Raw genomic sequence first — 11,605 nt, forward strand, 5'->3', positions numbered from 1 at the left:
GGTTTACCCAATGTCGGTAAGTCAACACTTTTTAATGCACTTACTAAAGCTGGTATTGAAGCAGCCAATTACCCATTTTGTACCATTGAACCCAATGTCGGTATTGTAACCGTACCAGATCCGAGACTGGATGCTTTAAGTAACATAATAAAGCCGCAACAAGTTATTCATGCCACGATGCAATTTGTAGATATTGCTGGATTAGTTAAAGGCGCATCAAGCGGAGAAGGATTAGGCAATCAATTTTTAGCGAATATTAGAGAAACTGATGCCATTGCCCATGTTGTTCGTTGCTTCGATAACTCGGATGTTGTTCATGTAGAAGGTCGAGTTGATCCGTTAAGTGATATAGAAGTCATTAATACCGAATTAGCTTTAGCTGACATGGAGACATTAGAAAAATCCATATTAAAAGTCAGTAAAAATAGCAAAAGTGGAAATAAAGATGCTATTTTTGAATTAAAAACTTTGGAAAAAATTAAAGCTCACCTTGATGCCGGCTATCCAGTAAGAACTCTCGAACTCACACCTGACGAAGAACAAATTACCAAACGACTTTTTTTATTAACTGCCAAACCTGTTCTCTATATTGCCAATGTAGACGATAATGGCTATGAAAATAACCCCTTGCTGGATAAAGTACAAGCATTGGCAGAGCAAGAGAATGCGAGTATCGTCGCTCTCTGCGCAGCAACTGAAGCAGAGTTGGTTGAATTAGATGAAAAGGATAGACAGGAATTTATGGCAGATTTAGGGCTTAGTGAACCTGGTTTGCACAAAGTAATCCGAGCTGGTTATGAGCTACTAGGACTCCAAACTTATTTCACTGCTGGAGTAAAAGAAGTAAGAGCTTGGACTATCCATAAAGGCGCAACCGCACCTCAAGCAGCAGGTGTGATTCATACTGATTTTGAGAAAGGCTTTATTCGGGCAGAAGTTATTGCTTATGATGATTTCATTCGCTTCGGGGGCGAGCAAGGTGCTAAGGAAGCAGGTAAACTGAGACTGGAAGGCAAGGATTATATTGTTCGTGATGGGGATGTCATGCATTTCCGCTTTAATGTTTAACCTGCTTATCGGGGCAGTTAGCATGAGTGAAAAGGCCCCAGTTTGACAGCCACTTGACAATTAACTGATACGACCTTAGGATTCATTGATTACATATCAGAGGGCAAATGAATGACTATTGACCGTATACGAGCGCTTGTTAGTGAGGATTTTAACGCGGTTAATAATTTAATTATTGATAAAATTCAATCTCAAGTTGGCTTAATCCACGATTTATCACAACATATAGTTGAAAGTGGTGGGAAACGCTTACGCCCCCTAGTGGTACTCTTGGCAAGCAATGCCTGTGGATACAAAGGGAAGGATCATATTTCTCTAGCTGCCATGGTTGAATTTTTTCATACTGCCACCTTATTGCATGACGATGTCATTGACGAATCAACCCTGAGAAGAGGCAGACAAACTGCAAACAGCATTTGGGGAAGTAAAGCGAGTGTTTTAGTTGGCGATTATCTCTTTACTCAATCAGTACAATTAATGGTAGAAGTTGGCATCACTGAAATTCTTAATCTTCTAGCAAATACATCCCATCAAATTACTTGCGGTGAAGTCAAACAGTTAGCCAATCGTCATAATCCTGCTCTTAATTTAGACGACTATTTTGATGTCATACGAGCTAAAACAGCACTTTTATTCGCTGCTGCCGCTTGCATAGGTCCCATACTCACCAACGCATCTATTGAGGTCCAAAATAGCCTATATACTTATGGGCTGCACTTGGGAAATGCATTTCAATTGATTGATGACGCACTGGATTACTGTTCAGATGCTACCACTTTAGGCAAGAATATTGGTGACGATTTGGCGGATGGGAAAGCAACCTTACCTCTTATTCATGCATTACAACATGGTACACCAATCCAGCAACAACAAATAAAAGACAGTTTAATGAAAGGGAGCCTCAGCTATCTACCTGACATTTTAATTGCTATTGAACAAACCAAAGCAATACCTTATACCAAACGAATTGCAGCTCAAGAAGTAGACTCTGCCCTCTCAGCGCTGGAAATACTTCCTGATTCTATTTATAAAGAAGCCCTCGTTGACCTAGCTAAATTTGCTTTGGAAAGAAATTATTAACCAGATAATCCGCAACCTCTAGGTTGGTCATTTGAGTCAGGATGAGCCAACCAACCTGCCGGCTGCAATTAGACAATGTAATAATAATCAGGGGAAACACGGCATTTAAAGCAAGCACTTTTACAATTCGAGTCTCCTTGACATTTTCGTATTGTGCCTTTTTTAACCCATATATCTAACATTGGTTGTAGCGCAGTCAGATCCAAATGAAATTCCCTGCTCAATTGTTGAGTGCTTACAAACCTTTCTCGACGGATAAAATCACGTATTTGTAACAACATCGCGACTCTCCATATTATGTTCAATATAATGAAAGATCCTTAAAACAAAGCTCACACTCAATACCATAGCTAAAATCCAAAGGATACTTTGTTGTGGATGTTCTAAAAATTTTGCTACTTGATAAAAAACAACTGCAGTAGCATAGGCTATCACAAATGACCAGATGATAGAGGTCCACATAAGTTGCTTATTGGCCTCCTGACGTATTACTGCCATGGTAGAAACGCAAGGAATATAAAGTAAAACAAAAAGCAAGTAGGCATAAGCCCCCACTGCCCCATTAAAACGTTGTGACATAATGCCATAAACAGATTGCGAGAGATCGCTATCAGCAGCGCTAGCAGAAACCGGATTCCACAAAGCAGCCCCTAATTCTGATAAATTCTCGGGAACAGACCATAAAGCAGCCTTTATCCCACTCCAAAAATCAAAATTGACTGCTGTGATTTCGCCCAAATGACCTACTTGAGCATATAGTGTGTTTAAAGTGCCGACTACCACCTCTTTAGCCAACATACCTGTTAACAACCCTACTGTTGCTGGCCAATTCTCTTGATTAATCCCCATGGGAGAAAATAAAGGAGTAATCCCCTGGCCTATTAATGATAATAAAGAATCTGTGCTAGCCTCCCCGGAGCTAATTCCTCCCCCCAAGGTAATCGCATTTAACCCACCCAAAATCACACAAATAGGGATAATCAGTTTACCAGCACGAAAAACAAAGAACCGTAGCCTCAATGAGGTTTCTCTAAATAAGCGCTTGAGTGAAGGCCTGTGGTAAGCAGGTAATTCCAAAATCAATGGTGATGCATGCCCTTTCAAGGCTGTTTTCCGTAATATAAACCCAGTTAAGACTGCCATTAAAATACCAATTAAATACAGCGAAAAAACAACGTTATGGCCACCCGTAGGAAAAAATGCAGCAACAAACACAGCATAAATAGCAAGTCTAGCACTGCAAGACATAAATGGGCTCATCATTATAGTCAACAGCCGATCTCTTTCCGAATCAAGGGTGCGCGCAGCCATAATAGCAGGAACGTTACACCCAAAACCAACAATCATGGGCACAAACGATTTTCCTGGTAATCCCATCGCTCGCATTGCTTTATCTACAACAAATGCCGCTCTGGCCATATAACCTGAAGTTTCCAATAAAGAAAGAAAGAAAAACATAGCGGCAATAACGGGAATAAAAGTAATAGTAGTATTAATTCCTTTACCTAGCCCATTAGCTAATAGTGCTATCACCCAATTTGGCGCATGAAACTGTTGTAATAGCCAGGCACTACCCTGAACAAAGATAGTTTCTGTGCTAATATCAAAAAAATCCTGAAAGGCACCGCCAATATTAATAGCAAATAAAAACATTAGATACATCATCAAAAAAAAGATAGGTAATGCCAGAAAACGATGCAAAACAACCCTATCTAATTTTGCAGTAAAATGCTCACTGGCATCATTGGGTTTTTGTTGGACCTGGGTGACAATTTCGTGAATTTTCTGATATCGGGCGTCAGCTAACACCACGTCCAGGCTTAAATCTCCTTTCTGATATTCCATCAAGCACATTTTAAGAGATTGAGCACTTGTTAATGAATCGCCTTCAGCCAGTCTCAAAGAATAATAATAGGCAAGTGACTTCTCATAACCTTGTGCGATCAATTGATTTTTTATCTTACTTAAAGCATGCTGTGCTGACACCGGCAAAGTAAGCGCCAAGGGCTTAATGGTGCGGGGAAAATTAATTAACGACTGTTGCAGCGCAGATACGCCAACATTTTTATGCGCCTGAATTGGGATAACAGAACAGCCTAATTGTTTTTCCAGCGATTTTATATCAATAGAAATTCCGCGTTGTCGGGCAATATCCATCATATTAAGCGCGATAATAACAGGCTTGCTTAACTCAAATAATTGACTAGTTAAATACAAATGTCTTTCAAGATGACAAGCATCTATTACATTAATAATGCAATCATACTCTAGATTAACAACCGACTGGGCTGCAATTTGTTCATCCTGGCTTATACCTTCCGCATTGGCTACCAGTGAATAAATACCTGGCAAATCAGTCACTTCAATTAAATGCTCTTTAAATAAAAATTTGCCGCTTTTCTTCTCAACAGTAACTCCAGGCCAATTCCCTACTTTCTGATTGGCACCGGTTAAAGCATTAAATAATGTTGTTTTACCGCAATTTGGATTTCCTACCAATAAAACATGAGTCATAGGTACTCCAAAATTAATTGACTTGCTTCATCTTTACGCAAAGTTAAAAATGTTCCTCTTACCTCAATTTGTACTGGGCATCCTAATGGCGCTATTCTCACTACTGAAAATTCAATACCACAAGTAATTCCCAAAGACAAAAGCCTGCGTCTATATTGCATATCAGTCGCTCCAAATCCGACTAATCGCACTCTGTCTCCTTGTTTTAAGTCACTAATCTGCATAATATGAAACAAAAAAATTCGTTAATCCCAATTCTAACATAAATGATATCGAGAATCATTCTCGTTTATAAAAATTATCTTCTCAACCCATTCCCTTAATCAAACGATGAGGATGACGACTAAGATAATCAACCGATTGCATTTCTATCAAACGACTTAAAGTGCGCTTGAAAGTTTCCTTCATTTCACCGTTAGTGTATAATTTTTCTACAGATACATCGGCAGAAACAATGACTTTAATTCCTCTATCGTACATAATGTCTATAAAATGGATGAACATTATAACTTGTGCCGTATGATTCTCTGTAAGCTTATGAATACCACTAATAAAGACATTATCAAAGCGGTCAGCAATTTCTAAATAATCCAATTGGCTTCTTGGAAAATTACAAATCACATCAAAAGCAAACCAAATAGAACGAACGCCATATTTCACATAAGGAATATCCCGATTTTGTACAGTAATAAACCCCTTCCTGTCTTCTTCTTGAGTAGTCAAGGCAAACTGTTTCTCCATAGCCTCTTGAGTTTGTTCATTTAAAGGATAAAAATAGGACTCCAAAAGAGGTTGCCGCCCCAAACGATAATCTCTCTTAAGATTAAGATTAAGCACTTCGCAATTTCTTTTAATAATCTCAATAGCAGGAATAAATCTTTCTCTGTGTACTCCATTTAAATACAAATCATCCGGCTGAGTATTGGAAGAAATAACCAAAACAACACCATGTTTATATAAAGCCTGGAGTAACTCGGCTAAAATCATTGCATAAGCAACATCATGAACTAAAAACTCATCAAAACATAATAAACGAGTCGACTTGGCAATTTCTTTTGCAATGTAAAGCAAAGGATTTTTTTTGCCTTGAACTCGTCTTAACTGACTATCAATTTGCTGCATGAAATGGTGAAAATGAAATCTTGCTTTATTCTCCTCTTCAACATACTGGTACAGCAAATCCACCAAATACGTCTTGCCAACGCCAACCGGGCCATAAATATAGAGGCCTGAAACAGGAGGTTTTTTTTTCCACCGAAACCAAGAGCTCTCTGGTTTTTTCAAATCCTCTACCAGTCGTTGCATATGGGCAAGAATTTCTCTCTGGGCTGATTCATCGTTTATCTCACCTGCGCGAATTGCCGCCTCATAATACGTTATTAAACTCATGACAAACAAACCTGGACACGCACATTCTCTATTAATTGTTCTTTCAGTATTAATAATTTACCATGAAAAAAATGACCCGTTTCTGTAAATTCAATAACAGGGATTGCCGGAGAAGATTGCCTGGCAAATTGAGTCACTAATTCAAATGGAACTACCTCATCCTCTTTACCCTGCACAATAAGCCAAGGATAAGGAACAGGGTCAAATTCCTTATAGTCATAATGATGAACTGGCGGAGCTACCGTTATTAACAGAACATGTTCACATTGAGATGCCGTACGGTAAGCCACATAAGACCCAAATGAGAATCCAGCAAAGATGAATTTAGCAGGGGGATACTCAGCATGCCATTGCTTCACAAGACTCTGCATATCCTCACTTTCTCCTACACCATTATCATAGCACCCTGCCGATCGTCCTACCCCTCTGAAATTGAATCGCACTGAAGGAATATGCAAGTCCTTAAATGCTCTAGCCATAGTGGTGACTACCTTATTATTCATGGTTCCACCCTGTAAAGAATGTGGATGACCAAGAAATGCAATATATGTAGGATCAACCTCCTGAGGCACAGTCAATACGGCTTCCAATGGTCCCACTAATCCTTCAAGCATTAATTCATGTTCCCCAGGGCTATTTAATTTATTGATAAATTGCATAACAAACCTACTTATATACCTATTTAAATATTTGCTGCTCTAGATTTCAGTAAAGGACTTAAGATATTATAACAACTGATGCGTTGACCCCAATAGACTAATTATACACCTAAAATACTCAGGGATATAAGCAGTATATTTTATTGGCAGCGACTTTATTTAACGTTTCTGGAGGACTTGATCCATGAGACAGGTACCTATACTACCTTTATACTTATCTAGATCTAATCGATTTCCCTATTTAGGGAGAACAGCATGAAGATCCAGGATTTTAAACGAAAAAAACAAGAGCATAGCAAGATTTCCATGGTGACCTGCTATGATTATCCTTCATCTTGTATCGTGGCAGAATCAAATATCGATTGTGTTTTAGTAGGTGATTCCGTAGCCATGGTAATTCACGGCCATTCTACAACTATCATGGCCACCATAGAAATGATGGAATTACATACTCAAGCCGTAGCTCGTGGTTTAAGTAAACAATTCTTGGTTACTGACTTACCTTTTTTAGCTCATAAATTGTCACAAAGCCATACCGTTGAAAACGTAAAAAGATTATTACAAGCAGGAGCCCAAGCAGTCAAAATTGAAGGCGCTGACCAAGAGACATGTCAAACCATTTCTCATCTAGTTAATGCAGGAATTCCAATAATGGGGCATATTGGTTTAACTCCTCAATCGATTCATCAATTAGGGGGCTATAAAGTACAGGGGAAAAATGATGAGCAAGCAGAGATTTTGCTAAACCAAGCATTAGCTCTAGAACAAGCTGGTTGTTTTGCAATAGTCATTGAATGCGTCCCACAAAATTTGGCAAAAATTATTACCAATTCTTTGACCATTCCTACTATAGGTATTGGTGCAGGCTCCGGTACCGATGGACAAGTCCTTGTTTGGCACGATATGTTAGGTTTACAAACTTCCTTTAATCCTAAATTTGTAAAAAAATTTTTTAGAGCCAAAGATCATTTTGTTGAAGCTTTAAATACTTATGCCCAACAGGTACAACAAATGCATTTCCCAACTGATGAGTATGCTTTTTAGGAAAATAACTAATGCACGTTTTTAATAACCTAAATGAATGGATTAACTTTAGAAAAACATTATCTCCTGATCTCTCTTTAGGTTTTGTTCCAACAATGGGGAATTTGCATGCTGGACACGCTTCCCTATTTCTAACAAGTAGTAAGGAAAATGATTATACAATTTCTACATTGTTTGTTAATCCGACTCAATTTAATAACCCAGATGATTTTACTCACTACCCACGTACACTTGATGCTGATCTCAAACTAATGGTGCAAAGCGGAGTTAATTTTTGCATACTTCCCAATGAGCAAGAAATTTATACGGACGGATATCGCTATCAAATTCAGGAAAACCAACTTTGCCAGATGATGGAAGGAAAACATAGGCCCGGGCACTTTAATGGTGTGCTCACTATAGTTATGAAGCTCTTTAATTTGACGAAACCAACCAGAGCTTATTTTGGTGAAAAAGACTATCAACAGTTTTTATTAATTCGTGGAATGGTTAAAGCACTATTCATGAATATTGAAATAAAATCTTGCCCAACAATTAGAGAAAAGAGTGGTTTAGCCTGCAGCTCTCGCAATAACAGACTTACTCCAGACCAAAAAAAAATTGCTGATGAATTTGCAAAAATATTTCATCAAAATAAATCATGTGTCATGATCACTAGAGAACTAGAGGCTCTTGGAATAACAGTAGAATATATTGAGGAATTCCAGGGCAGGCGATTTGCTGCAGTGCAAATTGGTGATATTCGCCTTATTGATAACTACTTAATATGATTCAAACAAATTGGTGCGTCATTACAGGTGGACCCTCTTCAGGGAAAACTACTTTAATTAATTCTTTGGCAGAATTAGGGTACCAAACTGCACCGGAAATTGCCAGATTTTACATCAACCAACTCCTGTCTCATGAGCAAAAAACATTGCAAGAAGTTAAACACAACAATATCCTTTGGTTACAAAGAAAAATTCTTAATATAATGTTAAGGCGGGAAAGGCACCTCTCTAAAGGTGACTTAATTTTTTTTGATCGAGGTACTCCTGATAGTATAGGATATTTTCGTTTTCACCATTTAGAGGACACCCATGTTGTTAAAGCTTGCCAGCACTTACGTTATCGAAAAATTTTTTTCTGCCATCCCTTGCCAGTGGTTCCTGATACCATAAGAGACGAGAATGATGCAACCGCGAAGATGATTAGCAACTGTATTTATAATGCCTATATTGACCTTAATTATCCTATTATTGAGCTACCAGCAATCTCAGTAGAAAAACGCTTGGAAATCATTTTATCACAAATTAAACAATAAATCTTAATCCAGGCTTAGGAATAGTGTTCAATGGTGTCATTGAATCAGATAACCTTTTTGCCTCAATATCTATCAAATCAGACAAATAGATAATTAATACCTAAACGGATAATTTGACTATTGAAATGCGAAGTAGTACTCACTGCATTAACAAACAATGGCTGACCTGCATTTGACTTTAGATTTTATATACAGCAATAGCTGCCGCAATGACCGCAGCCTTATGTTGAGGAAGAGATTTATTGGAATATCTTAACCATTCAGGATGTGCTTCTACTAATCCAGTATTAAATAATCCTTTCTGAAATTCGGTGGATTGTATCATTTCCAAATAATAGGGAATTGTAGTTTTTACTCCAAACATACGCATTTCTTCAAGAGCACGGCGAGCTCGCCTAAGGGCAGATGGCCAATCAAGAGCCCAAACGGTAAGCTTAGCGCACAAAGAATCATAATCGGGAGGAATTTGATAGCCCGTATATATTGCACTATCTGTTCGTACTCCAGGGCCACCTGGAGCGTAATAGCGAGTAATCCGGCCGAAGCTTGGCAAAAAATCATTCTGAGGATCTTCGGCATTGATACGAAACTCTATTGCAAAACCGTTGTATTGGATTTGATCTTGAGACATAGAAAGAGGTTCGCCCGCTGCAATCCGGATTTGTTCTTGTACAATATCAATGCCAGTAATTTGTTCTGTCACTGGGTGTTCAACTTGTAATCGGGTATTCATCTCCATGAAATAAGGTTGATTGTCTTTATCTAAAATGAACTCCACAGTACCAGCATTAGTATATCCTACTTCCCTAGCTGCTTTGATGGCATAATCCAACAGTAGTTTACGAGTGGTCTCCTCAAGCTGAGGAGAAGGTGCTATCTCTACAAGCTTCTGATGACGCCGTTGTATAGAACAATCTCGCTCAAATAAGTGAAGTACTGTCCCATAGTGATCTGCTAAAATTTGTACCTCTATATGGCGAGGGTTAGTAATATATTTCTCCATATAGACATGACCATCCCCGAACGATTTCTCGGCTTCTGATTGTACGCGAGCGAATTGTTGTCTTATTTGAGCAGCATCATGACATAATCGTATCCCTCGTCCACCTCCCCCAAAAGTTGCTTTAAGCATTACTGGATATCCCAGAACCTCAGCACAACTTAAAGCCTCATCTATGCTTCCCAAATTACCTTTGCTTCCAGGTATAATTGGCACACCAGCCTTGATCATTGCCTCCCTAGAGGCAGTCTTGGATCCCATCGCGGCTATCACTGAAGAAGGAGGTCCAATAAATATTATACCTGCCTTATTACAAGCCTCAGCAAACTCAGCATTTTCAGATAAAAAACCATATCCAGGATGAATTGCTTCACACCCTGCTGCTTTAGCGCACTCAATGATACGCCATCCATTAAGGTAAGCTTCCAGTGGTTTCTTACTAAGGCAATGTGAATGAGAAGCTCGTTTTACATGCAATGCAAATCGATCCACTTCACTGTGAATAGTGACTGCAGCTATTCCCATTTCCTTGCAAGCACGCACAATTCGTAATGCAATTTCTCCGCGATTAGCCACCAGAATTTTTTTAAACATTAGAATATCTCTTGTAAAAATTGATGCATCGCCTGCCATGAACGACGCGCAGCTGTCTCATCATAAATTAACCCCAAACTCTCATCATGAGCCACTGGATTAGTGAAGGCATGTTTTACATGACCATACATATGCATTTGCCAATCAACATTAGCCTCTGTCATCTCCTGGCAAAAAGCTTGCACTTGCTCTGGTTTAGCTAGAGGATCATCATAGCCATGCAAAACCAAAACCTTTGCTTTAATTTTTTCTGATTTAAGGTTATCAGGTTTATTAAGTAAACCATGAAAACTCACAGCACCCTTTATATCTGCCCCACTTCTAGCCATATCAAGGGCGCATAAACCGCCAAAACAGAACCCTATGATCGCTATACGAGTCGTATCAATTATCGGTATTGTTTTAATTGCTTCAAGTGCCGCACACAACCGTTTCCTAAGGAATAAGCGATCGTTTGCCAAGGGCTGCATTAATGCCATTTTTTCATCGTTGTTAGAACCAAGACGACCTTGCCCATACATATCTAAAGCAAACCCAATATAACCCATCTCAGCAAGTAGTTTTGCTTTCTGACAGGCAAACTCTCCTCTACCCGTCCAGTCATGCGCTACAAGGACGGCGGGACAAGGTTCGTTGATACCCTCTTTATGGGCTAAAAATCCAAGCAACTCCAAGTCATCATGATGATAAATATAATTTGATGAATACATACAATATCTCCCCAACTTTTTAAAATAGTCTAGGGTAATCTAGTTAAAAGTCCAGCATTAAACAAAGTAATATGCCTATACAAAAATGAAATACCAGGACAAAAACCCAATAATATTTAATTTGGTCTAAAATAAAAGTAAATTCTGCAAGGAATGCCGACATGATGACTAATTCAATAACATACATAAGGGATTTATTGCATGCACAATTTTGTTATCAAATGTTTTCCTGACTTCGGAAAAT

12 protein-coding genes are annotated in these 11,605 nt (G+C 38.7%); 5 read left to right on the forward strand and 7 right to left on the reverse strand.

Annotation, left to right across the window (positions count from 1 at the left end; genetic code table 11):
* On the forward strand, positions 1-1,068 hold a 1,068-nt coding region (gene ychF, locus OK13_RS10635; RefSeq protein WP_035890743.1), incomplete at its 5' end, for a redox-regulated ATPase YchF.
* Positions 1,069-1,179: 111 nt separating this feature from the next.
* Positions 1,180-2,148 (forward strand): polyprenyl synthetase family protein, encoded by a 969-nt coding sequence (locus tag OK13_RS10640; protein ID WP_035890744.1) that lies wholly within the window; start codon positions 1,180-1,182, stop codon positions 2,146-2,148.
* A 68-nt stretch (positions 2,149-2,216) separates the two neighbouring features.
* On the opposite strand, the gene OK13_RS10645 is transcribed toward OK13_RS10640, so the two are convergent.
* The 5 genes from OK13_RS10645 to OK13_RS10665 all read right to left on the reverse strand — a co-directional run bounded on the left by OK13_RS10645 (position 2,217) and on the right by OK13_RS10665 (position 6,710).
* Entirely contained in the window at positions 2,217-2,429 is a 213-nt protein-coding gene (locus tag OK13_RS10645; protein ID WP_035890745.1) for a FeoC-like transcriptional regulator, read from the reverse strand.
* The gene (gene feoB, locus OK13_RS10650) at positions 2,410-4,662 is read right to left on the reverse strand and encodes a Fe(2+) transporter permease subunit FeoB (RefSeq protein ID WP_035890746.1); all 2,253 of its coding nucleotides are present in this window, start codon (positions 4,660-4,662) and stop codon (positions 2,410-2,412) included. Before feoB ends, OK13_RS10645 begins: the two co-directional genes overlap by 20 nt.
* Positions 4,659-4,886, reverse strand: coding sequence for a FeoA family protein (locus OK13_RS10655; protein ID WP_081964919.1), 228 nt, complete (start codon positions 4,884-4,886; stop codon positions 4,659-4,661). Before OK13_RS10655 ends, feoB begins: the two co-directional genes overlap by 4 nt.
* Before the next feature lie 82 nt (positions 4,887-4,968).
* The gene (gene zapE, locus OK13_RS10660) at positions 4,969-6,051 is read right to left on the reverse strand and encodes a cell division protein ZapE (protein WP_035890747.1); all 1,083 of its coding nucleotides are present in this window, start codon (positions 6,049-6,051) and stop codon (positions 4,969-4,971) included.
* Positions 6,048-6,710 carry an alpha/beta hydrolase gene (locus tag OK13_RS10665; protein ID WP_035890748.1) on the reverse strand — a complete coding sequence of 221 codons (663 nt, stop codon included), beginning with the start codon at positions 6,708-6,710 and terminating at the stop codon, positions 6,048-6,050. Before OK13_RS10665 ends, zapE begins: the two co-directional genes overlap by 4 nt.
* A 255-nt stretch (positions 6,711-6,965) precedes the next feature.
* Between OK13_RS10665 and panB the strand changes: the two genes are divergently transcribed.
* From panB to OK13_RS10680, 3 genes are read left to right on the forward strand one after another with little or no spacing between them, the layout of a single operon-like run.
* The gene (gene panB, locus OK13_RS10670) at positions 6,966-7,754 is read left to right on the forward strand and encodes a 3-methyl-2-oxobutanoate hydroxymethyltransferase (protein ID WP_035890749.1); all 789 of its coding nucleotides are present in this window, start codon (positions 6,966-6,968) and stop codon (positions 7,752-7,754) included.
* 11 nt (positions 7,755-7,765) lie between these two features.
* Positions 7,766-8,524, forward strand: a complete 759-nt coding sequence (panC, locus tag OK13_RS10675) for a pantoate--beta-alanine ligase (protein WP_035890750.1) — start codon at positions 7,766-7,768, stop codon at positions 8,522-8,524.
* The gene (locus tag OK13_RS10680; protein WP_035890751.1) at positions 8,521-9,057 is read left to right on the forward strand and encodes an AAA family ATPase; all 537 of its coding nucleotides are present in this window, start codon (positions 8,521-8,523) and stop codon (positions 9,055-9,057) included. Before panC ends, OK13_RS10680 begins: the two co-directional genes overlap by 4 nt.
* 178 nt (positions 9,058-9,235) lie before the next feature.
* Here the strand turns inward: OK13_RS10680 and OK13_RS10685 are convergent, their stop codons facing one another.
* Both OK13_RS10685 and OK13_RS10690 read right to left on the reverse strand, forming a co-directional pair.
* Positions 9,236-10,651, reverse strand: coding sequence for an acetyl-CoA carboxylase biotin carboxylase subunit (locus OK13_RS10685; protein WP_035890752.1), 1,416 nt, complete (start codon positions 10,649-10,651; stop codon positions 9,236-9,238).
* Entirely contained in the window at positions 10,651-11,361 is a 711-nt protein-coding gene (locus tag OK13_RS10690) for a dienelactone hydrolase family protein (protein WP_035890754.1), read from the reverse strand. The genes OK13_RS10685 and OK13_RS10690 overlap by 1 nt, the downstream gene beginning before the upstream one ends.
* Between the last annotated feature and the right edge of the window lie 244 nt (positions 11,362-11,605).

The organism is Legionella norrlandica (genome assembly GCF_000770585.1).
GTDB lineage: Bacteria > Pseudomonadota > Gammaproteobacteria > Legionellales > Legionellaceae > Legionella > Legionella norrlandica.

What these genes read in the sequence shown, in the direction of transcription:
- zapE (WP_035890747.1), bottom strand. Translation starts at nt 6,051, where the DNA reads ATGAGTTTAATAACGTATTATGAGGCGGCAATTCGCGCAGGTGAGATA.
- panC (WP_035890750.1), top strand. Translation starts at nt 7,766, where the DNA reads ATGCACGTTTTTAATAACCTAAATGAATGGATTAACTTTAGAAAAACA.
- OK13_RS10640 (WP_035890744.1), top strand. Translation starts at nt 1,180, where the DNA reads ATGACTATTGACCGTATACGAGCGCTTGTTAGTGAGGATTTTAACGCG.
- OK13_RS10690 (WP_035890754.1), bottom strand. Translation starts at nt 11,361, where the DNA reads ATGTATTCATCAAATTATATTTATCATCATGATGACTTGGAGTTGCTT.
- OK13_RS10685 (WP_035890752.1), bottom strand. Translation starts at nt 10,651, where the DNA reads ATGTTTAAAAAAATTCTGGTGGCTAATCGCGGAGAAATTGCATTACGA.
- OK13_RS10680 (WP_035890751.1), top strand. Translation starts at nt 8,521, where the DNA reads ATGATTCAAACAAATTGGTGCGTCATTACAGGTGGACCCTCTTCAGGG.
- feoB (WP_035890746.1), bottom strand. Translation starts at nt 4,662, where the DNA reads ATGACTCATGTTTTATTGGTAGGAAATCCAAATTGCGGTAAAACAACA.
- panB (WP_035890749.1), top strand. Translation starts at nt 6,966, where the DNA reads ATGAAGATCCAGGATTTTAAACGAAAAAAACAAGAGCATAGCAAGATT.
- OK13_RS10665 (WP_035890748.1), bottom strand. Translation starts at nt 6,710, where the DNA reads ATGCAATTTATCAATAAATTAAATAGCCCTGGGGAACATGAATTAATG.
- OK13_RS10645 (WP_035890745.1), bottom strand. Translation starts at nt 2,429, where the DNA reads ATGTTGTTACAAATACGTGATTTTATCCGTCGAGAAAGGTTTGTAAGC.
- OK13_RS10655 (WP_081964919.1), bottom strand. Translation starts at nt 4,886, where the DNA reads ATGCAGATTAGTGACTTAAAACAAGGAGACAGAGTGCGATTAGTCGGA.